We start from the raw sequence: 24914 nt of genomic DNA, 5'->3' as shown, positions 1-24914 counted from the left end.
GGAGGTCACGACGAATGTCTGACGTTCGCAAACTCATCGGCGAGGCTCTCGCCGAAGTCATCGAATCGGCCAAAAGCGGCGGCCCCTGCGTTAAAGTAGGCCTTCAGGCCTGCGGCAGCGAGCACGGCCCGATGGAAACCGTTCGGGCGGCCAAATTGGCGATGGAACAGAACCGGGGGCTGAAAGTCGTCATGATCGGCCCCAAGAAGGTCGAAGGGTACGACGACCTCGAGTGGATCGAAACTCCCGACACGGAAGTTGACCTTGAAAAGGCCATGGACGACGCGATGGGCTCGGGCCGCGTGGCTGGAATCGTGGCCATGCACCACCCGTTCCCCATGGGCGTCACCACCATCGGCCGGGTTTTCACCCCCGCATTGGGCCGGGATATGATCGTCGCTTCGACGACCGGCACCAGCGCCATCAACCGGGTCGAGGCCATGATCCGCAACACCGTTCTGGGCATTGCAGTCGCCAAGTCGATCGGCAAGACGAACCCCACAGTCGGCATTTTAAACGTCGAAGGCGCCCAGCTGGTCTTCAAGGCCCTCAAAAAGCTTCAGGAAGCCGGCTACCCCATCACCTTCGGCGAAAGCAAGCGGGCTGACGGCGGCTCGGTTCTCCGGGGCAACGACATCCTTCAGGGCGTTGTCGACATCTGCGTCTGCGACACTCTGACCGGCAACGTGCTGATGAAGATGTTCTCGTCGTTCTCCACCGGCGGTTCCTTCGAGGCCACTGGCTGGGGCTACGGCCCGTCGGCCGGCGAGGGCTGGAAGCACGTGGTCAACATCATCTCCCGCGCCAGCGGCGCGCCGGTCATCGCCAACGCGCTGGCCTACTGCGGCGCCGCCGCTTCCGGCAAGCTGCCCGAGCTGGTCGCCCAGGAAATGGCCGCCGCGAAGAACGCCGGTTTGGACGACGTGATCGCCTCCTTCCTTCCCAAGCCTCAGGCCGCCGCGGAGGAAATCAAGGCGCCTGCCGCCGAACCCACCGACGAGGAGATTCACGGCGTCGACGTGCTGGCTATTGAGGACGCGGTGCGCGAGCTCTGGAAAAACGGCATCTACGCCGAAAGCTCCATGGGCTGCACCGGCCCGGTCGTCAAGCTGAACAAGAAAAACGAGGAGAAGGCCAAGGAAATCCTCAAGGCCGCCTCTTTCATCTAGTCTGAACGAACAAAAAAGAGGCCGGACGGCAAAAGCCGTCCGGCCTCTTTTTAATGAACAAAAATGTGGACGCAAGGGGAGAAACAAAGGCATCAAAACAAAAAAACGCGGGTTCTTTTCGGACATCCGAAAAGAACCCGCCGATAGTTCAGCTTCTTGGGCTCACGCGGAGCTTAGAGCTTCACCACATTCGCGGCCTGAGGACCCTTCTCGCCCTCAACCACGTCGAACTCAACCGAGTCGTTCTCGTCCAGGGACTTGTAGCCGGTCATATTGATCGCGCTGAAGTGAACGAAAACGTCCTTACCCTCTTCAGTGGTGATGAAGCCGTAGCCTTTCGTTGCATTGAACCACTTGACAGTGCCTTTCATTACGCGTGTGCCTCCAAAAAATAAATATTGCCTCTCGCGGTGCAAGAAGCTGTGACTTGCGTCACTGGAAGAATTATCCTTTATTTACCCTTAAAAGTCAATCTTGGATTTATTTTTATGCAAAACGAGCGAACCGATTGGTTCGCTCGTCGTCTGGCGGTCCCCGGCGAGGACTACACTCCAAGGTGAACATATCCTTTTCCCTGATACGGCAAAATCTGATTAAAGCCGCACTCTTCCGCAGCCCGGCAGATGGCCCTCAGCAATCCTGAGTCAGCGGCGACGTCAACAGCCCGGCCTCGTAAATGCCGGCTGCGGGGAACGCCGCCCACGGCCCTGTTGTGGCTGGGACACCGAGTTCCGCTCGTGATGCGCAGGGGGCCGACGCGCTCCCACAGCTTTTTTACCGCCGCGTCCAGCTCCGGCGCCGTCAGGTCGAGCCCGCAGCACGGGCAGGCGGGCGATACGGCCAGTGCCGCGCTTTTCGACATGCCGTCAGAAATTACCAGAGTCATCGTTGTTCCTCCTTTTTCCTCCCGTCGTCGGGAACTCCGCCGCTCTCGAGCAGCCGCCCCATCAGGACGAAAATCATCGCTAGAATCTGACGCTCTCTTACTCCCACCTGCCGTCACCTCCCCTTCTCAGAGAGGCTATCGCCCTCTGAAGCTCGTTAATGGCCTCGGTCAGCGTTTCCAGTTTCCGTTCCGTGCGCACTAAAAGCCACGCCGCCACGGCGACTGCAAAGCCGTTTTGAAGCCATCCGGTCATCGACTCGTCCACATCGCGCCTCCTTTCTCTTCAACTCCTGCCTTACGCCAGCAGGTCCGTGACGTTCCGGGCGATCACTTCCGCCTTCAGCAAGCCGGAAGGCCCTTGAACGAACGCCGCCTTCTGAGCCACGACAGTTTCCATTGCCGTTCTGACGGCCGCCTTGTCCAGCCCCGACTTAGGGGACGGCAGCGTGATGGTCATCTGGCTCTCGTCAGGCCGGCTGAACGCCAGCCGCAGTGACTTCGTCTCCATACGTTTCACCTCCTTTCGTCATCTCTCACTCGCACCTCGCCTACTCAATCACCGACGTGTCATGCCGGATCAGGCTCACGACTTCCGGCTCGATCAGAGCGCCCAGAGCGGAACCGATCGCTGACAGAGAGTCAGCGGTCGCGTTTCCAGCAATACCGTTGACAGACGACGTGCGGTACTTGGGCTGCCCCGAAGGAGTCGTCCCAGCAGCAGTCTGCAGCTGGAGCACGCTCTTGCGGAATACCTGAGTTGCCATGTTTTCACCTCCTCGTTTATGATGACAGTATGTTATCATTTGCCGATTTACTTGTCAATATGGCCGAAAAAATAAATACTTTAAGTAATTTGGGCGCGTAAAAAGAGCTCACCCGAAGGCCGTCAGGCATTGGGAGAGCTCTTTATAATTGGGTCTATTTCGACTGGCCCGCAGCAGCGCTGAGACGGCGGTTCACCGCACAGCCAAGCAGGGACAGGACGACGCATTTCACCGAGTCCATCGGAAGGAAGATCAGGCAGCCGGCTGTTAAAGCCTTCGCGAACGGCATGGCCACGCCGTTGACATGGTTCATGACAAACCAGAGCCAAGGCACGCCGCAGATGTAAAGGACCGCGAGCCCTGCAAAGCTCGCCAGCAGGCAGCGCACGAAGCTGCGGCTCCCGCCTGCCAGAAGGCCGATCGTGAACGCGCAGGCGATGAAGCCTAAGATAAACCCGAAGGTGGGATGGGCGAAACTCCCCGGGCCGCCGCCGAAGCTGAAGACAGGAGCCCCAGCTAGGCCGACCAGCGCGTAAACAACAATAGCCAGAGCGCCGTCGCGGGCCCCCAGCATCAGGCCGGCAAGCCCAACGAAAAAGAACTGCAGCGTGAACGGAACAGGCCCCAACGGAACGACGATCCGTCCGCCGACCGCGCACAGCGCCGCAAAAAGAGCAATTAGCACCATTGAACGAGCTTTCAACCGCATCGCTCCCTTTTTTAAGATAGACCCATTATGCCGACGCGGCCGCTTTATGTCAACTATTATTATAGTTTAAGTTTACAATTTATTAATTTTGGCGAGATAAAAGGCCTGCCGCCCAGAAGGGCGGCAGGCTGTGTATCAGTCTTTTTCCCGCTCGTCTTCCGTCCGACAGGCGGACAGAAGGCGTTTTTTGACCGAGCTCCATCGGCACGTGGACGGCTTTTCCGAGTCCACGCCGGTCATCGGCAGGGGCGACAGGCCGCGGCGGCTCCACTCTTCCTGAAGGGTCCGAATGAAAACCCCCGGGCCGGGAACGGCCCGGCACCCGCGAACCGACCGGCTGATCGCCTCCGGGTCGGAAATGACGCCGCCCAGATAGCCGATGCAGGTTTTCGTCACCCCGCAGGTCGGGCTGCCCTCGACGCCGACGACGCCCAGCACGGTGACACCGTTTTTTATGTCGTCCTCCAGTTGATCCAAAACCGGTTCCAACAGGGCACGGCAGTGTCGCCTGTAGGCCGGCGTGTCGTACTGGTCGCGCGTCTGCCCCCACCGGCGGCGTCCGGCAAAGGTCGTCTCCGGACAGGGCAGCTGAACGATCCCCCAGCCTTCTTTAATGAGCGGGAGGACCAACTCTTTCAGCGCGCCCGAATAGGATCCGTACCCGTCGACTTTGGCGCAGACGTTGAGAAGGCAGTGAGCCAGCACGACGTAGCCGGTTCGCTCGGGAAGCGCGGCCCTTTTCATTGCCGTTCCTCCGATTAGAACGCCTTGCGCGCCTCGAGGATTTCCTTCCACGCCTGAGCAGCCGCGTCGTCAAGTGCCTGCTTGATGGGCTTGTTCTCCAGCAGGATGGCGTCGAGAGCCTTGGACATATTGTCGTGGATGGCGTAGCCGTTGACGATCCGAGGATCGATGAAGCCGTTCTCAAACGCCGGCAGGGCGGCCAGCTTGCCCGGGTCTTCCTTCTCGGCAAAAGCCTTGAACTTGTCGCTCTTGAGGATCTGCCAGCTCAGCGGCAGATAGCCGGAGCGGGTTCCCCACTCCCACTGATTTTCGGGCTTCAGGAAGAACTTGAGGAACCGAAACGCCGCCTGACGGTCGGCTTCCGGGCAGGTGTTGAAGATGGCCACGTTGGTGCCGGAGAACAGGCTGGCGCTTCTGACGTCCTTCGGAAGCGGGGCCGCGCCGTATTCGATGCCGCCGGCCTTGCAGGCTTCGTTGATGTTGGGAAGCTGGGACATCTGGGTGATGCCCATCGCAGCTTCACCGCGGCCGAACGGGCCGGTGATGTACTTCTCTTCTCTGGCAATACGGGCGTAGCCGTTGCGGATCAGGCCGACCAAGAACTCGTAGGCTTTGACGCCCGGTTCCTCGTTGAAGGTGATCTTGTCGTTAGCCTCGTCGTACACGTGCCCGCCGGCCTGCTCGACCCACTGGCTGCCGTCGATCATAACCGACTGGTTGAACGCCAGCCCGTAGACCTTGTGTTCCGGGTCGGTCAGGGCCTTGGCCGCCGCTTCCAGCTCGGCCCACGTGGTCGGGACGGCAATGTGCTTGTCGGCCAACATCTTCTTATTGTACAGAAGGAGGAAGGTTCCCTTGTTGAACGGCAGGGCGTAATGCTTGCCGTCCCAGACGCTGGACTCGCGGAGAAATTCCGGAATGTCGGCCAGCTCTTCTTTGGTGAAGCCGTTTTTGGGATCGGCCATCATGTCGTCCAGCGGCTGAGCAAATCCGTTCAGCACGTAGGAGACGAGACGGTTGTTGTAAATCATCGCCAGAGCCGGCATGTTGTTCGCCTTGGCCGCGCCTTCCAGCTTGGCGAACAGATCCCGGTAGTGCCCTTGGAACACGAGCTCCACGTTGTACTCGTCCTGAGCGTTGAACTTGGCGGCGATGTCCTTCAAAACCGCCTCGTTCTCGCCGGTCATGGCGTGCCAGAACTGAATCGTCTTGCCGCCTTCCTTGGCCCACGCGCCGGCGGAGAACAGCCCGACCGCCGCTAAAACGACGCCTACTCCAGACAAAAACTTCTTCAACCTGATGACCTCCTGTAGAGTGCAAGATATCGTAACCCTTCCGTCGCCGAAAGGAGAAACTACCCTTTTGTTCCGGCCCTATCCACCGCCCGGAGAAAGTTCTTTTGAAACAGAAGATACAGCCCGATGATCGGCAGAATAATGACCGTCGCGGTCGCCATCAGAAGGTGGTACCGTATGCCCGCCTCGTTGGTGAAGACTGACAGGGCGACAGGCAGCGTCCGCATTTGGGGAAGATCAGTGACGATGAGCGGCCAGAGGAACTCGTTCCAGCTCAAAATGACCCGCAACAGCCCGATCGTTACCAGAGCGGGCCGAGCCAGCGGAACCATGATCTGGAAGAGAAACCGAATGTTCGAGCAGCCGTCAATCCGGGCGGCATTGTACAGGCTTTCCGGAACGGACAAGAAATACTGGCGCAGCAGGAAAATGCAGAACGCGCTGGCCGTCCACGGCAGAATAAGCGCCGTGTAGGTGTTCACCAGCCCCATCTTGGACAGGGTGACGTAGTTGGGGATCAGCAGCGCTTCGCCCGGAATCATCATCGTGGCCACGCAGAGGGCGAACAGGACGTCCCGACCGAAAAAGTGAAGCCGCGAAAAGCCAAACGCGGCGAAAATCGTCGTGACGAGCGTCCCAGCAGTCACGCAGACGGTGACGAAAAAGCTGTTGAACAGGTACGTCCACAGCGGAATTTCCTTCGCCACCTGCAAATAGTTTTCCCAGTGAAAGACCTGAGGGATAAAAATTGGCGGCATGGCGAACGCCTCGCCGGGCGTCTTGAGGGACGTGGATATCATCCAGACGAACGGCAGAAGGGTCAGAAACGCGCCAAGCAGCAGCACCGCGTACATTAAAAAGAGTCCCAGTCGTCTCATGGCCCGGCTCCTAATAGTGAACCCGCCGGCGGCCAATCCTGAACTGAATCAGGTTGCACGCCGAGATGACGGCGAAAAGCACCAGCACCGCCGCCGAGGCGATGCCGTAGTGGTGCTGGTTGTAGAACTTCTCGTAAACGTAGTACACCAACGTCATGCCGCAGCTCGACGGGCCGACGCTGTTTCGGAACAGCGTGTAGGACAGGTCGAACATCTTAAAGCACTGAATGGCCGATATGACGCTCACAAAAAGAAGCGTTGGTGAAAGGAGCGGCAGCGTCACGTACCAAGTTCGCTGCAGAAATCCGGCGCCGTCCAGAGCGGCCGAACGGCTGTACTGCTCGTCAATCGTCTGAAGTCCCGTCAGAAATATCAGCACGTTGTAGCCCGTGCTCTTCCACACGCCCAAGATGACGAGGGCCCACCGCGCCCAGTCGGGATCCTCAAGCCACGCCCTCGGGCTGATCCCGACCGACTCCAACAGGAAGTTGAGAAGCCCGTGGGTCGAGTGAAACATCCAGTTCCACACCAAAGCGACGGCCACCGACGAGGTGACAAACGGGAGAAAGTAGACGGTCTGAAACAGCCGCCGCAGGCGGGCCGGTCCGTTGAGAGCCAGAGCGATTCCCAGCCCGAACAGCACCGACAGCGGCAGCGTGAACCCGACGTAAAACAGGGTGTTGCGAACCGCCTTCCAGAAGTCCGGATCGTTCCACAGGTAAACGTAGTTGCTCAGTCCGCGCTCGAACACCGCGTCGCGGAAGTAGTTGTACCGGGCGTAAAAGCTCATATCCACAGTGCGCCCCGCGGGGTACAGGGTAAAAATCCCCAGCACGGCCAACGCCGGCAGAATCCAGAGCAGGCCGTAAAGGAACTTTTTCATCTCCTGTCCTCCCCAGCTCGGGCGCCGGACGAATCGAAAAAGTACGGCTCGTTTTTCAGAACGACGCCTTGTGTCGTCCCAACCGCCGGAACGCTGGCGCTGGACGTCAGAGCCGTCAGAGTCGACGAGAGGCACCGCACCCGGACCAAGCACTCCCGGCCGAGAATTTCCGCGCTGACGACCGTTCCCGAAAGGGGCGCGTCAGGGCAAAGCTCCAACATGTGAGGCCGAATGACCGCCGTGGCAGCCCGGGCCGGAAGGGCGCGGGGCTTCCACAAAAGGCCCAACTCGGCCGAACTGGTTTCAAGGACGTTGGCCGGCGGGTTGGAGAAAAACCGGGCCGTGAAGAGGTTGCGCGGCGCCATGTAAAGCTCTTTGGGCGTCCCCTCCTGCTGAAGCCGCCCGGCGTCCAGCAGGACGATTCGATCCGACAGGCTGAGCGCCTCTTCCTGGTCGTGGGTCACAAACAGCGCAGTAATGCCCGCCTCCTGTTGGATACGGCGAATTTCTTGGCGCATCTGAACCCGCAGGGCAGCGTCGAGGTTGGAAAGCGGCTCGTCCATCAGCAGCAGATCCGGCCCCTTCACGAGGGCCCGCGAGATGGCGACCCGCTGCTGCTGACCGCCTGAAAGCTGGGACGGCTTGCGGTCCAGCAGGTCGCCGATACGGGTCAGGCCGGCGATTTCCTTCACCGCGCGCTCTATGTCCCGGCGGCTTCGACGCTGAATCTTCAGCGGGAAAGCGATGTTGTCAAAAGCGGTCATGTGAGGGTAAAGGGCGTAGTTCTGAAAGACCATGCCCACGTTGCGCTTTTCGGGCGGCAAATCCTGAATCATCCGCTCGCCAAACCGAATATCGCCTGAGGCAGGCTTCAAGAATCCGGCCAAGGCGTTCAGCACCGTCGTTTTTCCCGACCCGCTGGGGCCCAAAAGCGATAGCAGACTCCCGGACGGAACGCGGAACGAAAGGTCCTCCACCACAGTTTTTCCGTCGTACCCGACCGAAAGATTGGATACCGTCAGATCCATCGTCGTCCTCCCATGTCCCTAAACAACTTTTTATGAATAAATATAATAATAATGCTTTATATTATTGAAGTCAACGCTCCTGCTGCTTCAAGCCTCCGCGCGAATGGCCCTCTTTCCTGCGTCGGCTGCCCCTGCGGCTCCTCGCCCGGCCCCGGCTCCGGCTGGACAGGTTAAAAGCGGCACGCTAAGATGTTAGCCGGAACGAGCTTCACAGAACCAATCAGGAGGGATTCAAGAAGTGAACCTTTTTACCCCGCAAATCGCCCGGGAACTCCAGCTCGCCCCTCAGGCAGTCGAAGCGGTCGCACAGCTGCTTGACGAGGGGGCGACCGTTCCTTTCATCGCCCGATACCGCAAGGAAAAGACCGGCAACTTGGATGAAGTCGCCATCACGGCCATTCGCGACGGCCTCGCCAAAGCGGCCGAGCTGGCGAGCCGCAAGGACGCCATCCTCAAGTCGCTGGCCGAGCGGAACCTGCTGACCGACGAGCTGAAAGCGGCCGTCGAAGGGGCGTCCACAATGACCGCCCTCGAGGACACTTACCTTCCCTACCGGCCCAAGCGGCGCACCCGCGCCACAGCCGCCCGGGAAGCGGGACTTGAGCCGCTGGCACGCCTCCTGTTCGCCCAAGGGGAAGACGACCCGCAGGCCGCCGCAGCGGCCTTTGTCAGCGAAGAAAAGGGCGTGGCCGACGTCGAAGCTGCCCTGTCAGGCGCCCGGGACATCATCGCCGAGTGGATCAGCGAAGACGTCAAGGCCCGACAGGAAATGCGCGGCGTTTTCGTCCGGTTCGGCCGGTGCGAGTCCACGGTCGTGGAGGCGAAAAAGGACGAGCCGGAAGCGGCGACGTACCAAGACTATTTCGACTGGTCGGACTCTCTTCGGTCCGTGCCGTCGCATCGCCTGCTGGCCGCCCTGCGCGGCGAGCGGGAGGGGTATCTGAGCGTGAGGATCAGGCCGAGCGACCAGGTGGCCCTGCTGACCCTTCGCCGGCTGTTCATCAAAGGCGAAGGCGCCGCGAGCGGTCAAGTCACGGCCGCTATTGAGGACAGCTACAAGCGCCTTCTGGGACCGTCGATGGAGAACGAGGCCCGGGCCATGCTCAAAAAACGCGCTGACACCGAGGCCATCGCGATTTTCGCCCGCAACCTGCGCCAGCTTCTCATGGCGTCGCCGTTCGGAGCCCGAGCTGTTCTGGCCGTCGACCCGGGCGTGCGCACCGGCTGCAAGGTCGTCGCGCTCGACGCGACCGGCGCCCTGTTGGCTCACGACGTGATTTTCATTCAGCGGGGGGCGGATCAGCTCGAAAAGGCCGCGGCGATTATCCGGCAGCTGATATCAAAGCACTCGCCGCTCGCCGTAGCGGTCGGCAACGGGACTGCCAGCCGAGATACGGTCGACTTCCTGAACGGACTGTCCCTCGATATCCCAGTCCTTGTGGTGAGCGAGAGCGGCGCGTCGGTCTACTCGGCGTCAGAAGAGGCCCGAAAGGAACTTCCCGACCAGGACGTGACGGTCCGCGGCGCCGTGTCGATCGGCCGCCGGCTGATGGACCCGCTGGCCGAGCTGGTCAAAATCGACCCGAAGGCCATCGGCGTGGGGCAATACCAGCACGACGTAGACCAAAAGCAACTCCGCGAGTCGCTGGACGACACGGTGATCTCGTGCGTCAACTCGGTTGGCGTGGACCTGAACACCGCCAGCCCGCGGCTGCTCTCCTACGTCTCCGGTCTGTCGGACAAGCTGGCCCGCGGCATTGTGGCCCACAGGGAAGCCAACGGTCCGTTCACGAGCCGAAGCGCCCTGCTGGATGTTCCTCGTTTAGGGCCGAAGACGTACCAACAGGCGGCGGGTTTCCTGCGGGTGCGGAACTCGATCAACCCGCTGGACGCCAGCGCCGTTCACCCGGAGAACTACAAGCTGGTGGGCCAGATGGCCAGCGACTGCGGCTGCACCGTCTCCGAGCTGATGAAGGACCGGAGCAAGCGAGAGATGATCGACGTGAACAAGTACGTCTCCGGTGACGTGGGCCTTCCCACCCTGAACGACATCATGGCCGAGCTGGAAAAGCCCGGGCGGGATCCCCGGCCCGCGATGGTCTTTTTCGCTTTCGACCCGTCGGTCAAAACGATGAAGGACCTCAAAACCGGCATGACTCTGCCCGGACTCGTCAGCAACGTCACGGCGTTCGGCGCGTTTGTTGACGTGGGAGTTCACACCGACGGGCTCGTCCACGTCAGCCAGATGGGCCGGCCGGTCAAGGACCCGTCGCAGCTGCTTCACCCCGGTCAGGCCGTGAGCGTCACGGTGCTTGACGTGGACTTGAAGCGCAACCGAATTTCCTTGGCCCTCGCCAAGACGAAGAAAGACTGTCCCAAAAACGATGCCCCGACTGACGCCCGCTGAGCTCATCAGCCTGTCGGCTTCGGCTCAGGAAGCGGTTCACGCCGCGTGGGAAACGGCGCGGCGGCACTTTCCACCCCTGCTGGTCTGCGACCGGCCGTCAGGAACACTGTCGGTTTCCGTCACCGGGACAACCTGCGCCCTCAACTGCGCCCACTGTGGCGGCCACTACCTCGAAGGGATGACGCCGGTTTCTAGGCTTGAAAGCGAGCTGTCCCGGGGGACTTATACCAGCTGCCTGATCTCCGGCGGCTGCACCCCGGCTGGTAAGGTGGAAGTCGCCCAGCGCGCCGAGCTGATCGCCGGGCTGAAAGCCCGGGGATTTAAAATCAACGTCCACGCCGGGCTGATCACCCAGGAAGAAATCGACGTGCTGGCGCCTTTGGCTGACGCGGTGTCGTTCGACATGGTCACCGACGAACAGACCATTCGGGACGTTTTCGGTCTGTCCCGAACCGGCAGCGACTACGTCAATACCTATAAGGCCTTGCGGAAAAGCGGCGCCAACGTGGTGCCCCACGTGTGCATCGGCCTGTGGGGCGGCGTTGTCCGCGGCGAGTTCGACGCACTGGAAACGCTGGCGCGTCTTGGTGCGCCCGGCGTCGTCTTCATCGTCCTGATTCCCACGCCCGGCACGGCGTTCGCCGACCGCCAGCCGCCCCGGCTGGAAGACGTGGCGGCCGTCTTAGTCCGCGCTCGGGAACTTTTCCCCGACAAGCCGCTCAACTTGGGCTGCATGAGGCCCAAAGGGCGCTACCGGGCCGAGCTGGACATGCTGGCCGTGGGCTCGGGCATCAACAGGATCGTCAACCCTACCGGCCCGGCACTCGAACTTGCCCATCGTCTGGGGTTGGAACTGATCGAACGAAAGGAGTGCTGCGTGCTGTGAGGATTCGCCTTTCTATCGGCACGGCCGCCGCCCTCGGCCTAGCGCAGCTCAAGACGGACGCCCCGACCACGACGGCGTACCTGATGGATATCGGCGGGCGCTGCGCTTACAACTGCGCCTTCTGCGCCCAAGCCCGAACCGCCACAGGCGGTGACGACAGGCTTTCCCGCGTCATTTGGCCAGCCTTTGAGTTGGCCGACGTGGTCGGCCCGCTCCGGATTGCCGCCGACGAGGGACGAATCATGCGGGCCTGCATTCAAGTCACCATGAACACTGGATCGTTCCAGCGCACTCTCGACATTCTCGACGCGGTAGCGCCGATTCTCTCCCTGCCGGTCAGCGTGTCCACCAACATACAGGCGGTCTCGCAGGTTCAAACCCTTTTCGCCCACGGAGCGGCGCGAGTGAGCATCGCCCTCGACGCGGCCACCCAGCCGCTTCACGATCGGGTCAAAGGAACGGGCTACAAGCACAAGATGGAGCTTCTAACCGAGTGCGCCGACCGCTACCCCGGCCGAATCTCGACCCACTTCATCGTCGGACTGGGCGAAAGCGAAGAAGACGTGATTCGGGCGATTGCCGCCATGTACGACCGACACGTCACGGTGGGCCTGTTCGCCTTTACCCCGCTCAAAGGAACTCGTATGGCCGACGCGCTGCCGCCTGAAGCGGGGACGTACCGGCGCGTCCAGCTGGCCAACTGGCTGATGAAGTTCCGCGGCGCCCGACCTGACGCCATGACGTTCCAAGACGGCCGGCTCGTGAGCCTCGGGAGCTGGCACGACGAAGCCCTGAAAGTCGCCCTGACCGGCGAGCCGTTCCGCACAGCCGGGTGCAAAAACTGCAACCGACCGTACTACAACGAGAACCCCGGACACGGCGTGATGTACAACTACCCGCGGGCGCTCAAAGCCGCAGAAGCCCTGAACGCCGCGAAAGAAACCGGCCTATTTTCGGGAGGTCTGAACGATGAAATGGAGATACGTTGACACCGGCACGTCGACCGGCGCGTGGAACATGGCCGCTGACGAGGCGATCATGCGCCATTGTGCGGCCGGCCTTGTGCCGCCGACCCTGCGCTTTTACCGCTGGTCTCCGGCGACTCTCACGCTGGGCTACTTCCAGCGGGCGGAGCGGGACGTGGACTTTGACGCCTGCCGCCGTCAGGGCATCGACGTGGTGCGCCGCCTCACCGGCGGCCGGGCCGTCCTGCACGATCACGAGCTCACCTACAGCATTATCATGGCCAAGGCGAACTGCCCCCTGCCCGAAAGCGTCACCGAGTCGTACCGAATCCTTTCGCGGGGGCTTGCCGAAGGCTTTCGGATTTTGAACCTGCCCGTGGCAATGACCCGCCCTGCTCCAAGAGCCGGCAAACTAGGCAGCTCGGGAGCGTGCTTTGACGCCCTTTCCGCTTGGGAATTAGCCGCCGACGGCAAAAAAATCGTCGGGAGCGCCCAAGCGCGGCGCTACGACGCGCTGGTTCAGCACGGCTCAATTCTGAACGACTTGGAGGCGGACTAAACTTTTTCGACCATGAAGGACGCCGATCCGCTGCGGCTCGCCCGGGCCAAGGAGACGTTCCTCGACAAAGCCACCAGCATCCGCCACCTGTTAGGTCATCCCCTTGAAATGGCCGACCTGATTTCCGCCTTCAAAGAGGGTTTTTTCCTCGCCCTCGGCCGAGACCTGAACGCCGAGTTTGAAGAGTCCCCGCTGACGCCCGGCGAACTGGAAATGACCGAACGGCTGGCCGCCGAAAAGTACCAGTCCGACGAGTGGAACATGATACGATAAGCGAGAAAATGCCGCCCTAACGGGCGGCGTTTTTTGTAACTGACAGCCCCCCAAAGCGGGCAGGAGCAAAGCTGGGCAAGTTACTTTTTTGTAGCAAAAAACTCTTAAGAGCAGACAGTCTGTTGATTAGCTTGATGAGCAAGGAGAAAAAGCCTCCCGAGAATATCAGATTTTGCCCTCAAACATTCCCCCAGCCCTCTTGACAGCTTAATTAGCAGTGCTAAACTTAGCATCATCAAATTAGCAGTTCTAAACTATCGGCTCGTGGTTTCTGGGCGCATCAAAAGGGCGTCCAGCATACGAAGCCTGTCGGGCCTGGAATTCAGCACTGGTGGAACATTCAGCATAGGAACATCCTCTCTGCGGTTTGTTTCAGCGGTGCCGAGAACTGAACGGCACGTCCGGGATAAGGAGACGGCATGATGCGGGAAAAGAGTATTTTTTGGCGCAGGTGGTCTTTCGGACTGTTAGTGCTGGCTGTCCTCTTCGTTCTCTTCTCAACGGCTCAGGACGCCTCGGCTGCAAAGAAGAAGAAATACGACTCGTGGAAAGACGTGGCCGCGGACATGGCCATTCAGTTCACCCAAGCCCGCGAAAACGTCGAAAAGGGCGACTACAAGGCGGCGTACAAGAACATGAACGACGCCTATTTCGGACACTACGAAATTCAGGGCTTCGAGAAGAACGTCATGTACGCCATTTCGCGCGACCGGGTCAACCTGATCGAAGGCAGATTCGCGGCAATTAAGCACGTTCTGCTGGGCAACAACAACTCAATGGACAAGGCAGCGCTGATCAGCGAGATTGAGGCGCTGAAGGTCAAGGTCTACAAGGACGCGATGGTGCTTGACGGCGATGCTTCGAGCACCGATCCAGACAGCATCGGCGAGGCCGTATACGGCGAGGCGGGAAAGCCCGCTGCTGTCACCGCGGCTGGGACGGAAGGGAAAACGGAGACCGTTGCGAAGACCGCCGAACCCGCGGAGCAGACGGCACAAACTGCGCCGGCCGCATCGGCTGCTGCCCCGACGGCGCCGAAGAAAGCACCTGTCAACAGGGATTGGGTGACGTTCCTGACTGCTTTCGGCCTGCTGATCCGCGAAGGTCTTGAAGCTATCCTCGTCATCGTCGCCATCGTGGCGTACCTGATAAAGACGAACAACAGCTCAATGCTCAAGAGCGTCTACTGGGGTTGCTTCGCGGCGATTCTGGCCAGCGCGGCTTTGGCGTGGGTCCTTGAGTACATGATGGGCGACGCCAGCGGCGTGGCGCGGGAGCTGCTCGAGGGCTGGACCATGTTCCTCGCCGTGGCGGTCCTGTTCTACGTGAGCAACTGGATGCTTTCCAAGGCAGACACAGAGCGCTGGGAAAGCTACATCGGCGGCAAGGTCCAACAGTCCATCGACAAGAAGAGCCAGTGGACGCTGATTTTCGCCGCGTTCATCGCCGTCATGCGCGAAGGCGCCGAGCTGATCCTGTTCTACAAGGCGGCATTTACCGACGGCATGGACAACACGACCTACATCGTTTACGGCATCGTCGCCGGAGCGGCCGTGTTGGTCGCCGTGTGGATCGCGTTCCGTTACTTCAGCGTCAAGCTGCCTCTGAAGCCTTTCTTCCTATTTACCAGCATCCTTCTTTTCCTGATGTGCATTTCCTTCATGGGCAAGGGAGTCCTTGAGCTCACAGAGGCCGACGTGATCACCGGCCGGACGGTTATCCCGTCGATGAACGGCTTCTCCATCGACATTCTGAACATCTACGACCGGGCCGAGACGCTGATTCCTCAGGTCATGATTCTCATCGCGTCGCTGTGGATTACCCTGCCCCACATGTTCCGGAAGAAGGATAAGGGCAACAAGTAGCTTTCACCTTTTGGAAGATTCCGCATGAGCGGAACTTTAATAGCAACATCATTTTATTTTCAGGGAGGTTTTTTGATGAAAAAGTCGTTTGTTGCGTTGCTTTCATGCTTTGCCGCTTTGGTTTTTGGCGCCTGCGCCATCGCTGCTCCTGCTGCTCCCGTTGCTGACAAGCCCGGCGAGAGCGGATTCGTTGAGATCCCCATCGGCGAGGAGCAGCAGGTCGGTCCGTACAACGTCGCAGCCGTGTATTTCCAGGCCGTTGATATGTACCCCGCTGGCAAGAACCCGTCCCGCGAGGAGTCCGATATGCACCTGGAAGCCGATATTCACCTGCAGCCTGAATCTGCCGCCCTGTACGGCTTCGGCAACGGCGAAAACATTTGGCCGCCCTATCTGACGGTGAAGTACGAGATCCTCAACAAGAAGAAGGACGTCGTGATGTCTGGCTCCTTCATGCCGATGAACGCTGATGACGGCCCGCACTACGGCGCCAACATCAAGAAGGGCCTCAAGGTCGGCACCTACACGCTGCGCCTGACCATCAACCCGCCCACGGATTACCTCTTCCACACTGACCCGGAGACCGGCGTGCCCGCAAAGGAAAACGCAAAGGATTTCTTCAAGTCCTACACCTGCGAGTTCGATTGGAAGTACACTGCTGAGCAGCTTCAGAACCGCTAAGCCATCAGCGTAAGCGTTAAAGAGTCTATATGTTCACACGGCGGGGAGCTGCTTTTCCTGAAATGGCAGGCAGCGCCCCGCTTTAGCTGTTTTTAGATCGGGGGCGCAGTCCCATTTTTAAATATCTTGTCGCGGTCACAGACCAGCTTGCTTCTCTCTCGTTTTTGACCGGCTTGATTCTCAGCTTCTCCCTGAAGGACAGAGAAAAAACTGGCCGCCTCTTTGCGTGGGCGGGCATCGTGGTCGGCCTTCTTGTCGGCGGCGTCCTGTTTGGCGTGCGCGCGCACGACCCAAAGGGCATGAACATCGCTCTGATACAGCTCAACCGCTGGCTTGTGGTGGCTGTCGCCGCGGCAGCCGGAACCGCGTTCCTCTGGTCACTGATCTCTCTGTTTCCCCGCCGAGTCTCCGGGATCTGGAAGTCGTTGGGAATCCTGCTGTTCGCCGTTCTCACGGCAGTAGCGTTTACCTATCTGATTCCGCCGGTCATTCAATTCACGCAGGAATTTGTCTACTTCGGCGAAAGCGGCATCAGCACGAAGGCGCTGCTGCGGGCCATCGGTTTCGCGCTCGGCCTTTTCCTCTGCCTGCTGCTGGCGCTCAGCTCCTTTAAAGTCCACCGAGCTCTCAGCCCTCGCGGCGCCGTCCTTTTCCTTGCCCTTTCTTCCCTGCTGTTCTTCGCTGAGTACGGCGTTCGAGCGGTCGCCTCGCTGCAGCGGCTGAAGGTCATTCCGCTGTCCGACTTCGTCTTCTCGATCATGGAATGGGGCGACGCGTTTGAAAACTCCTTCCTCTTCGCCCAGTTGGCCGTCGGTCTGGTCATGCTCCTGTGGGTCATCGCGAGCCACAGGCACCCGACCGGCGAGTTCCCCAACCGCGCCCTGCTCCGCAAGGAAAAAGCCCGGCTCCGCGGCTGCCGCCGCTGGTCTTGGGGGCTGCTCCTGTGGGGCGCGCTGGTCCTGACAACGGCCACCGTCCTTCGTTATTTTGACACTCGGCCGCCGGCAGAAGTCCAGCCGGAGGCTTACGAAATGCATGACGGGATCATTCAAATTGAGCTTGCTAAGGTTTCTGACGGCCACCTTCACAAGTTCTCATACGTCACGCCGAACGGCTATGACGTACGCTTCCTCGTCGTGAAGAAGCCTGCCGGCAACGCTTACGGCGTCGGATTGGACGCCTGCGAGATCTGCGGCATCGCCGGCTACTTTGAGCGGGGCGACGAAGTGATCTGCCGCCGGTGCGACGTGGTCATGAACAAGAACACAATCGGTTTTAAGGGCGGCTGCAACCCAATTCCTTTCCCCTATGACGTCAACTCGGGCCGGATCTACATCGACGTGAAGGAACTCGAGCGTCAAGAGAAGCGATTCAGATAGGAGGCGAGAGCTGATGTTCTGGAGAATGATTATGCAGACGCTGATCCGTCAAAAGAGCAAAATGCTGATGATCGCCTTCACTGTCGTCCTCGGCGTGTCACTGTCGACGGCCATGATGGACGTGATGCTCGGCGTTGGCGATAAGGTCAACCGAGAGCTGAAGGTCTACGGCGCCAACATCACGGTGCGCCACAAGGACGCCGCTCTGATGAACGACCTTTACGGGCTCCACGAGGGGCTCGGCGTGACGGATAAGTTCCTTTACGAAGAGGACGTCCTGAAGCTGAAGACGATCTTCTGGGGCTTCAACATCATCGACTTTGCCCCGCTTCTGACAGGCCGGGCCGACGTGGACGGCGCCGGAGAGGTTTCGGTCATCGGGACGTGGATGGAAAAGCACGCCCAGCTGAACACAGGCGAAGAGGTCAACACAGGCCTGCGCCCGCTGCGCAACTGGTGGCAGATTAGCCTGAAAGGCGACTGGATCGGCGAAAAAGACGACGGATTCGTCATGCTCGGCAGCGCCTTGGCCGCCCGGCTGAAAGCCGACGTCGGGTCAACGCTGACTTTAGTCAATAACGGCGTGACCAAGAAGGTCACGGTCAAGGGGATCTTCACCGACGGCGGGCCGGCAGACGGCCGGGTCTTCGGCACGCTCAAAATGGTTCAGGAGCTGATGAACCTTCCGGGCAAGGTCTCAAGCATTGAGGTTTCCGCTCTCACCACGCCAGACAACGACTTGGCCCGCAAGGCCTCTCAGGATTTCAAGAGCCTGACGCCTGAAGAGTACGAAACGTGGTACTGCACCGCCTACGTCAGCGCCATATGCCATCAGATTCAGGAAGTCATCCGCGACGGCGTGGCCCGCCCGGTTCGGCAGGTCGCCGAGTCAGAAGGGACGATCCTCAACAAGACGACGCTGCTGATGATCCTGATCACGATCCTCAGCGCCATCGGTTCGGCGCTGGCCATTTCCAACCTGATAACCGCCAGCGTGATCGAGCGAAGTCAGGAACTTGGCCTGCTGAAGGCCCTTGGAGCGCATAACTACCAGATCGTCCTGCTGGTGCTCGCTGAGGTCATGCTGACCAACTTATTCGGCGGCGTGGTAGGTTACGGGCTCGGAATCGGCTTCGCTCAGATCATCGGGCAGACCGTGTTCGGCTCCTACATCGAGATCGCCCAGATGGTCGTTGTGATTGTGGCTGTGATCCTCTTCTTTGTTACGCTGTTCGGCAGTATTCCGGCGATTCGCTATCTGCTGAACCTGAAACCTACGGAGGTCCTCCATGGCAAATAGAAGACAGAAGATGTACCTCAAGATGGTGACCAGTTCGCTGATCCGACGCGCCTCCCGGCTGATTATCGCCGTGCTGGCCATCGCCATCGGCGCCACCATCCTGTCAGGCCTGGTGACGATCTACTACGATATTCCCCGTCAGCTGGGACGCGAGTTCCGATCATATGGCGCCAACCTGCTGATCCTCCCGAAGGGCGATACCAAAATAAGCCGTGATGATCTCGTGCAGCTTCGCAGCCTGATCGGCAGCGACCGTATCGTGGGAATGGCGCCCTACCGCTATCAGACGGTGAAAATCAACGAACACCCCTATATCATCGCCGGCACAGACCTGCCGGAGGCAAAGAAAAATAGCCCGTTCTGGTACGTCGAAGGCTCTTGGGGAAATGCCGACGAGCCTGACAAGGTCATGGTCGGCAAGGAAATTGCCAAAACGCTGAACCTGTCGCTAGGCGATACCTTTACCGTGCTGGGAGTGAAGTACGGCAAGCACGCTGAGGCGTCGGGCCAGAACCTTTCCGCCGTGGAGAACCAGGAACGCGACGAGGGCGACCAGAACTTCTCCAAGAAGCTGTCCGTCTGCGGCATCGTCACCACCGGCGGCGCTGAAGAGGGCTTCATCTTCGCCGACGTCAACATGCTCGACAGCCTGATCGGCGACAGCTTTCACGGCGACGTGGTTGAGTGCAGCGTCGTCGCCGACGGCGAACAGATGGAGAAGCTCACTGGGACGCTGCAGGCAAAGATGTCTGACATTCAGCCCCGCTCGGTGCGGCGCTTGACCCAATCGCAGGATATCGTGCTGGGCAAGCTGCAGGCTTTGGTGCTGCTTGTCACCGTCGTCGTCCTGATTATCACCATGATCTCGGTCTACACGACCATGATGGCCATGGTGGCCGAGCGGCGGCGCGAAATCGCCTTAAAGAAAGCTCTCGGAGCTGAGAACCGGCTCGTCATGGGCGAACTGCTCGGCGAGGGCGCCTTTTTAGGCCTGATCGGCAGCGCCTTCGGCGTGTTCCTCGGGTTTGAATTTGCCCAGCGCGTCAGCCTGAACGTCTTCGGCCGGGCCATTAACTTCCCGTGGCCTATCATCCCCATTACCATCGCTGTCTTCATCGCGATCACCGTGCTCGCCTCAATCCTTCCCGTGCGCCGGGTAATGGACATTCACCCTGCCATTGTGCTCAGAGGAGAATAAAAGTGGCTACGATTCTTGAAATGAAGAACGTCTCAAAGATTTACGGCGACCTGCACGCCCTGTCGCACATCAACCTGAACGTGAACGAGGGCGACTGGGTGTCCATCATGGGGCCGTCCGGCTCGGGCAAGACGACCATGCTCAACATCATCGGCTGCATGGACACGCCCTCGGAAGGAAGCGTGGTTCTTGACGGCGTCGACATCAGCCGCGAGAACGCCAACAACCTGACCAAGATCCGCCGGGACAAGATAGGCCTGATCTTCCAGCAGTTCCACCTGATCAGCTACCTGTCCGCGCTGGAAAACGTCATGGTCGCTCAGTACTACCACAGCATGCCCGACAAGGACGAGGCCATGGAAGTGCTTGAGAAGGTCGGCCTTGGCCGCCGGGCTCATCACCTGCCCGCTCAGCTTTCGGGCGGCGAGCAGCAGCGCGTCTGCATCGCCCGCGCCCTGATCAACTCGCCTCGGCTGCTCCTCGGCGACGAGCCGACGGGCAACTTGGACGAGGAGAACGAGCGCATGGTGGTCGACATTTTCCGCCGCCTGCACAGCGAAGGAGCCACCATCATCGTGGTCACCCACGACCCGGAAGTGGGCGACGTGGCTCAGCGCAAGATCGTCCTCGAATACGGCAAAATTGTGCAGGACATAGACCAGCGCGCCAACTTCAGCGGCGTACTCAAAGTTTAGGAGGCCCAGCATGAAAAAAGTTTGGATTTCCATCGTCGCTTTGGTCGTAGTCCTCGCCGTTGTCTTCGCCCTGAAGGGGGGCATTTCCGGCAAAACCTACCGGGACGGCACCTACGAGGGCGCGTACGAGTCAAGCGACGGGCAGCGCACCAGCGTCACGCTGACCATTAAGGACAACAAAATCGTCGACTGCAAGCTGGACGCCCGCGACGCCTTGGGCAACGTCAAAGACGAGAACTACGGCAAGGGCGGGACGGCCGAGGATTTCCGGCGAGCCCAGCTTTCCGTGCGGGAGATGAAGAAATACCCCGACATGCTGCTCGAAACGCAGGATATCGACAAGATGGACGCCCTTTCCGGCGCGACGGTCACCTTTAAGGCGATGCAGATTGCGGTCCACGAGGCGCTGAAAAAGGCGAGGTAGGGCGTGAAGGATTTTATTTGTTTGGTCCGCAGGACGTTGCTCGAATGACCGCGGCCCTTGGAATTTTCAGCATCGCAAAAAAGAACATTCGGCGGCGGCCTTGGCGGAGTTTCTGCCTGACGGCGACCGTTCTGCTCCTCTCCTGCTTCCTCTTCGCGGGGACAGCGCTGACAGTCAGCCTTGCCCGCGGCGCCCAGAGCATGGGCGACCGCCTTGGAGCGGACATTATGGTCGTCCCAGCCGGCTTTGACCCGCATATCGACGATATTATCCTTTCGGGCAGGCCGTCGAGTTTTTACCTTCCTCACGACGTCATGGAACGGCTGAGCGCGATAGAAGGCATCGACCGGATGACGCCGCAGACGTTTCTTGCGACGCTCCGGGCTTCGTGCTGCTCCTACCCGCTCCAGCTGGTCGGCATCGACTACCAGACGGACTTTCTCATCAAGCCGTGGCTGAACGAGACGCTGCGGCGGGACCTGAAAAAGGGCGAGGCCATCCTTGGACACCGCGTTTCGGGCGAGCCGGGCGACACGCTCCACTTCTTCGGCGTCGACTTGAAAATCGCCGGCCGCCTGGAACAGACCGGCATGGGGTTCGACGCCACCGTCTTCATGACCCGCGAGACCATCGCGGACTTAGCAAAGGCGGCGGAGAAAATTTTTCAGCACCCGCTCAGCAAGGACGGCAGCCTGATTTCTACCGTCATGCTGAAGCTTCGGCCGGGGTACGACTCGGTCGCCGTGGCGCAGAAAATCAACGCCCAGCTGAACGACAGCGATATTTTCGCGCTGTTCAGCAAGAAGTTCGTGAACAGCATTACATCGTCGCTCACGCTGGTGTCGTGGATGATCCGCGGAGCCGTCGGCCTGATCTGGCTTCTAGCAGTGTTTATCATCGCGCTGCTCTTCTCCGTGACGGTCAACGAGCGAAAAACTGAGTTGGGCGTGCTTCGGGCCATCGGTGCGAGCAGGGGCAAACTGCTGCGGCTGGTACTGGCCGAAGCCTTTTTGATCAGCTTTTACGGCGCGACGACCGGCGCGGCTCTCGGCGCTTTGATCGTTGCCCTCGTCAGTCCAGCTGTGACGGCGGCGCTGAAACTGCCGTTCCTTCTGCCGTCCTTCGGCTCTTTAGCCGTCTTGCTTCTCGGCGCGGTCGCCGCGTCGGTGCTCACCGGCGTTTTCGGGGCAACTTTTTCCGCGCGCCAAGCCGCCAAGACGGACATTTACGAGACGCTTCGATCGTGATTCGCCAATCGAAGTGACTCCCTTTTTAACAAACAGCAACAAACCAAATCAAAACAAATAAAAACAATGCTTCGTTTTAATGGAAACGAGCCGATTTGCGTCAGCTCGCGCCGCTGCTGATTTTGCCGCGGCGCCTACGCGTTCCGGCGGGAATTTATTGGTGAAAAGAGGCGCCTGACGGACGAGGGGTCCTAAAAGTTACGACAGGGCGCCGCAAGACAGAGAGGGCTGTCCTTGCTTACAATGATGCTAAACGTTTCTTCTTTCAGCCAGCGCGCTGAAAATATCTCTCTCTTCTGAGGAGGATGGTTCAAATGCACAAGAAGCTCTCTCTGCTCCTTCTGGTTCTCGGAGTGATCCTCGCTTTGGCCTCGTTCGTCCTGTTCCCCATCTGCTCCAAGCTGATGGCTAACGGCGGGCACATGAAATGCTGGTATTCGGGGATCTTCGTCACCGTCATGGGCGGAGTTGTCGTCCTGTCGTCGCTGATCTCTTTGACCGGCCGCCTTCTGCCGCTGTGGTACATCGTTTCCGGCGCAGCCGCTTTGCTGTGCTGGCTGGTGCCGAGAGGGATCGTCAAAGTCGCCGGCGACGGCTGGGCCTGCGGCCTCTGCGGGAACCCCGAAATGGCCTGCCATGCGACCGCCGTTAAAGTGGACTGGATCGCCGGGGCAATCGTCCTCTTCTGCGTCATCGGGCTCCTGACCAGCTTTGTCCGCGGCAATCGGTAATATGATTCGGCTTACTCCCTTGGGGATCGCCCTGAAAAACATCCGGCGATCCCCTCGGCGTAGCCTGTGCCTGATTTTAACGGTACTGCTTCTGAGTTTCTTTATGTTCGCCGGATCTGTCGCGTTTTTCGCCATGTCCGACGGCATGAAGAGCGTGTCAGATCGGCTTGGCGCCGACCTGATCGTCGTTCCTATGGACTACACCGCCAAGGTTGAGAACTTGCTTCTCACCGGGGCTCCGAGCACGTTTTTCCTTCCTAAGGACGCAGAAGAACAGCTGAAACGTTTTAGCGACGTCATCGAAGCCTCGACGCCGCAGGTTTTCTTGGCCACTCTCAGCGCGTCCTGCTGTGCCTCCCCGCTTCAACTGATGGGAATTGACAGCAAGACTGACTTTCTCATCAAGCCGTGGCTCGTCTCCTCCACATCCCGAGAGCTGGAGGACGGGCAAATTATCGTTGGCAACAACGTCAACGCGGAAACAGGCGGCACGCTGAAGTTCTTTAACCGCCCCTACACGGTGGCCGGCAAGCTCGCCAAAACCGGCATGGGCTTTGACGACTCGGTCTTTATGACCCGGAATACGCTCTGTCAGGCTGCCGTTGACGCCAGTTTCCTGCTCAACTCGCCGTTGGCAAAGGATAAGTCGCTGGTATCCGCCGTGATGGTCCGCCTCAAGCCGGGACAAGACGCCGCTGACCTCGCTATGGACATGAACCGAGCCCTGAACCGCGGCGGCCTGTACATCATGTGCAGCCACAGCTTCATCAATGGCATGAGTGTGACGCTTCGGGGCGCGGCCAAATTCGCCCTGTGGGGCGGCGCGATTCTCTGGCTTTTGGCTGCCTGCGTGATCTCGCTGCTCTTTTCAGTCAGCCTGAACGAGCGCCGCTCTGAAATGGCCATGCTGCGGACCGTCGGTGCCAGCAGCAGCCAGCTGACCTGCATGATTTTGGACGAAGTGCTGATTTTGTGCCTTGAAGGAGCCGTTTTAGGTCTTTTGCTCGGCGCTTTTGCGGCCACCCTGAGCGCGCCGCGTGCCGCAGAGGCCCTCAAACTGCCTTTTTTGCTGCCCCAGCTCAGCGTCCTCCTATTGATCGCGGGAGCGACCGTGCTCCTTTCGGTTTTGACCGGACTGCTTGCAGCGTACCGCGCTGCCCGGCGAGTCAGCAAAGCCGATATTTACTCTACGCTGAGGGGGAACTAAATTGACGCCTATACTGAATCTGAAGGATCTGTGCAAGGAATACACCCGCGGCGGAGGGAAGTTTTTTGCCGTCGACCACGTCTCGCTGACCGTCGAGCCCGGCGACTACGTGAACATCATCGGCCGTTCCGGCGGCGGCAAGTCGACGCTGCTGAACATCGCGGCGGGGATGCTTGCCGCCAGTTCCGGCACGGTAGAGCTGAACGGCGTGAGCCTTGCGGGCAAGAAGGACGCAGAGCTTTCCAGAATCCGCAACGAGCAGATTGGATTTATCCCCCAAGGCGCCTCCGCCCTGCCCAACCTGACCGTGCTGGAAAACGTGCTCCTTCCCTTTTGTCTCTACCCGCGGGGCGGCGACGGAGAAGGCTCGGCCCGACTGCTTCTGGAGCGTTTCGGTATTGAGAACATGGCCGATGCCTACCCGAGCGAGCTTTCCGGCGGCGAGTTGCGGCGCGCGCTCATTGCCCGCGCGTTGGTCAACCACCCGCAGCTCCTCATCGCCGACGAACCCACGTCCGACTTGGACGTCGAGTCGACTCAAGGCATCATGGAAGAGTTTTCCCGGCTGAACGCCGAGGGCATGACGATCCTGATCGTCTCCCACGACTTGGACACGCTGCGGTACGGCAAGCGCGTCTACAGCATGTCCGAGGGAAAACTGACCGAGGGCAACCTGTTCGCACCGCTCTCCAACTAGACAAAATAACAATTAGACAAATAACAAAGGCGCTGCTCAAAAAA

The 24914-nt window shown here is 59.8% G+C and carries 28 protein-coding genes; 17 read left to right on the top strand and 11 right to left on the bottom strand.

Annotation, left to right across the window (positions count from 1 at the left end; genetic code table 11):
• Nucleotides 1-14: 14 nt before the first annotated feature.
• On the top strand, nucleotides 15-1169 hold the full coding sequence (grdD, locus tag HMPREF1249_RS06630) for a glycine/sarcosine/betaine reductase complex component C subunit alpha (protein WP_008521329.1): 1155 nt from the start codon (nucleotides 15-17) through the stop codon (nucleotides 1167-1169).
• A 173-nt stretch (nucleotides 1170-1342) separates the two neighbouring features.
• Here grdD and HMPREF1249_RS06625 read toward each other — a convergent pair whose 3' ends face one another.
• The 11 genes from HMPREF1249_RS06625 to HMPREF1249_RS06580 all read right to left on the bottom strand — a co-directional run bounded on the left by HMPREF1249_RS06625 (nucleotide 1343) and on the right by HMPREF1249_RS06580 (nucleotide 8356).
• Nucleotides 1343-1540, bottom strand: a complete 198-nt coding sequence (locus tag HMPREF1249_RS06625; protein ID WP_008521330.1) for a cold shock domain-containing protein — start codon at nucleotides 1538-1540, stop codon at nucleotides 1343-1345.
• A 173-nt stretch (nucleotides 1541-1713) separates the two neighbouring features.
• Entirely contained in the window at nucleotides 1714-2055 is a 342-nt protein-coding gene (locus tag HMPREF1249_RS06620) for a YcbK family protein (RefSeq protein ID WP_021776037.1), read from the bottom strand.
• Between the two features lie 97 nt (nucleotides 2056-2152).
• On the bottom strand, nucleotides 2153-2320 hold the full coding sequence (locus HMPREF1249_RS07895; RefSeq protein WP_008522956.1) for a YvrJ family protein: 168 nt from the start codon (nucleotides 2318-2320) through the stop codon (nucleotides 2153-2155).
• Nucleotides 2321-2350: 30 nt separating this feature from the next.
• On the bottom strand, nucleotides 2351-2563 hold the full coding sequence (locus HMPREF1249_RS06615; RefSeq protein WP_008521334.1) for a DUF2922 domain-containing protein: 213 nt from the start codon (nucleotides 2561-2563) through the stop codon (nucleotides 2351-2353).
• Between the two features lie 40 nt (nucleotides 2564-2603).
• Nucleotides 2604-2819 carry a DUF1659 domain-containing protein gene (locus HMPREF1249_RS06610; RefSeq protein ID WP_008521336.1) on the bottom strand — a complete coding sequence of 72 codons (216 nt, stop codon included), beginning with the start codon at nucleotides 2817-2819 and terminating at the stop codon, nucleotides 2604-2606.
• Nucleotides 2820-2973: 154 nt separating this feature from the next.
• Nucleotides 2974-3528, bottom strand: coding sequence for a biotin transporter BioY (locus tag HMPREF1249_RS06605; RefSeq protein ID WP_008522957.1), 555 nt, complete (start codon nucleotides 3526-3528; stop codon nucleotides 2974-2976).
• A gap of 135 nt (nucleotides 3529-3663) precedes the next feature.
• Complete coding sequence (locus HMPREF1249_RS06600; protein WP_021776033.1) at nucleotides 3664-4272, bottom strand: CD3072 family TudS-related putative desulfidase; 609 nt, start codon at nucleotides 4270-4272, stop codon at nucleotides 3664-3666.
• A 14-nt stretch (nucleotides 4273-4286) separates the two neighbouring features.
• Nucleotides 4287-5567, bottom strand: a complete 1281-nt coding sequence (locus HMPREF1249_RS06595; RefSeq protein WP_021776055.1) for an ABC transporter substrate-binding protein — start codon at nucleotides 5565-5567, stop codon at nucleotides 4287-4289.
• Nucleotides 5568-5626: 59 nt separating this feature from the next.
• Nucleotides 5627-6445, bottom strand: coding sequence for a carbohydrate ABC transporter permease (locus HMPREF1249_RS06590; protein WP_008522958.1), 819 nt, complete (start codon nucleotides 6443-6445; stop codon nucleotides 5627-5629).
• 10 nt (nucleotides 6446-6455) lie between these two features.
• Nucleotides 6456-7328 (bottom strand): carbohydrate ABC transporter permease, encoded by an 873-nt coding sequence (locus HMPREF1249_RS06585; RefSeq protein WP_008521341.1) that lies wholly within the window; start codon nucleotides 7326-7328, stop codon nucleotides 6456-6458.
• Nucleotides 7325-8356: an ABC transporter ATP-binding protein gene (locus HMPREF1249_RS06580; RefSeq protein ID WP_008522959.1), complete on the bottom strand. Its 1032-nt coding sequence runs from the start codon at nucleotides 8354-8356 to the stop codon at nucleotides 7325-7327. Before HMPREF1249_RS06580 ends, HMPREF1249_RS06585 begins: the two co-directional genes overlap by 4 nt.
• Nucleotides 8357-8594: 238 nt before the next feature.
• On the opposite strand from HMPREF1249_RS06580, the gene HMPREF1249_RS06575 reads away from it, so the two are divergent.
• From HMPREF1249_RS06575 to HMPREF1249_RS06505, 16 genes are all read left to right on the top strand, one after another.
• Nucleotides 8595-10763, top strand: coding sequence for a Tex family protein (locus HMPREF1249_RS06575; protein WP_021776030.1), 2169 nt, complete (start codon nucleotides 8595-8597; stop codon nucleotides 10761-10763).
• Complete coding sequence (locus HMPREF1249_RS06570; protein WP_008521346.1) at nucleotides 10741-11649, top strand: radical SAM protein; 909 nt, start codon at nucleotides 10741-10743, stop codon at nucleotides 11647-11649. Before HMPREF1249_RS06575 ends, HMPREF1249_RS06570 begins: the two co-directional genes overlap by 23 nt.
• Nucleotides 11646-12638, top strand: a complete 993-nt coding sequence (locus HMPREF1249_RS06565) for a radical SAM protein (protein ID WP_008521347.1) — start codon at nucleotides 11646-11648, stop codon at nucleotides 12636-12638. The genes HMPREF1249_RS06570 and HMPREF1249_RS06565 overlap by 4 nt, the downstream gene beginning before the upstream one ends.
• On the top strand, nucleotides 12619-13173 hold the full coding sequence (locus tag HMPREF1249_RS06560; RefSeq protein WP_021776040.1) for a lipoate--protein ligase family protein: 555 nt from the start codon (nucleotides 12619-12621) through the stop codon (nucleotides 13171-13173). The genes HMPREF1249_RS06565 and HMPREF1249_RS06560 overlap by 20 nt, the downstream gene beginning before the upstream one ends.
• Before the next feature lie 12 nt (nucleotides 13174-13185).
• The gene (locus HMPREF1249_RS08120; protein WP_021776036.1) at nucleotides 13186-13446 is read left to right on the top strand and encodes a hypothetical protein; all 261 of its coding nucleotides are present in this window, start codon (nucleotides 13186-13188) and stop codon (nucleotides 13444-13446) included.
• A 422-nt stretch (nucleotides 13447-13868) separates the two neighbouring features.
• Entirely contained in the window at nucleotides 13869-15311 is a 1443-nt protein-coding gene (locus tag HMPREF1249_RS06555) for an FTR1 family iron permease (RefSeq protein WP_231286741.1), read from the top strand.
• Between the two features lie 75 nt (nucleotides 15312-15386).
• A complete protein-coding gene (locus tag HMPREF1249_RS06550; protein WP_008521352.1) occupies nucleotides 15387-15992 on the top strand; it encodes an iron transporter in 606 nt (201 codons plus the stop codon).
• A 239-nt stretch (nucleotides 15993-16231) separates the two neighbouring features.
• Entirely contained in the window at nucleotides 16232-17371 is a 1140-nt protein-coding gene (locus HMPREF1249_RS06545) for a Fe-S-containing protein (RefSeq protein ID WP_231366889.1), read from the top strand.
• Between the two features lie 13 nt (nucleotides 17372-17384).
• Nucleotides 17385-18671, top strand: a complete 1287-nt coding sequence (locus HMPREF1249_RS06540; protein WP_008521354.1) for an ABC transporter permease — start codon at nucleotides 17385-17387, stop codon at nucleotides 18669-18671.
• Nucleotides 18661-19869 carry an ABC transporter permease gene (locus tag HMPREF1249_RS06535; protein ID WP_008522970.1) on the top strand — a complete coding sequence of 403 codons (1209 nt, stop codon included), beginning with the start codon at nucleotides 18661-18663 and terminating at the stop codon, nucleotides 19867-19869. Before HMPREF1249_RS06540 ends, HMPREF1249_RS06535 begins: the two co-directional genes overlap by 11 nt.
• A gap of 2 nt (nucleotides 19870-19871) precedes the next feature.
• Nucleotides 19872-20564, top strand: coding sequence for an ABC transporter ATP-binding protein (locus tag HMPREF1249_RS06530; RefSeq protein WP_008522972.1), 693 nt, complete (start codon nucleotides 19872-19874; stop codon nucleotides 20562-20564).
• A gap of 10 nt (nucleotides 20565-20574) precedes the next feature.
• On the top strand, nucleotides 20575-20988 hold the full coding sequence (locus tag HMPREF1249_RS06525) for an FMN-binding protein (RefSeq protein ID WP_008521357.1): 414 nt from the start codon (nucleotides 20575-20577) through the stop codon (nucleotides 20986-20988).
• A gap of 44 nt (nucleotides 20989-21032) precedes the next feature.
• Nucleotides 21033-22235, top strand: a complete 1203-nt coding sequence (locus tag HMPREF1249_RS06520; protein WP_008521358.1) for an ABC transporter permease — start codon at nucleotides 21033-21035, stop codon at nucleotides 22233-22235.
• Between the two features lie 314 nt (nucleotides 22236-22549).
• Complete coding sequence (locus HMPREF1249_RS06515; RefSeq protein ID WP_008522974.1) at nucleotides 22550-22966, top strand: DUF4418 family protein; 417 nt, start codon at nucleotides 22550-22552, stop codon at nucleotides 22964-22966.
• A gap of 103 nt (nucleotides 22967-23069) precedes the next feature.
• Entirely contained in the window at nucleotides 23070-24173 is a 1104-nt protein-coding gene (locus HMPREF1249_RS06510) for an ABC transporter permease (protein WP_231366888.1), read from the top strand.
• A gap of 1 nt (nucleotide 24174) precedes the next feature.
• Nucleotides 24175-24870 carry an ABC transporter ATP-binding protein gene (locus HMPREF1249_RS06505; RefSeq protein WP_008521361.1) on the top strand — a complete coding sequence of 232 codons (696 nt, stop codon included), beginning with the start codon at nucleotides 24175-24177 and terminating at the stop codon, nucleotides 24868-24870.
• Nucleotides 24871-24914 lie beyond the last annotated feature (44 nt).

Origin of the sequence: Jonquetella sp. BV3C21, assembly GCF_000468895.1 — a bacterium.
In the GTDB taxonomy this organism is placed as follows: Bacteria; Synergistota; Synergistia; order Synergistales; family Dethiosulfovibrionaceae; genus Jonquetella; species Jonquetella anthropi.
This window is presented reverse-complemented; position numbering and strand designations above follow the sequence as displayed.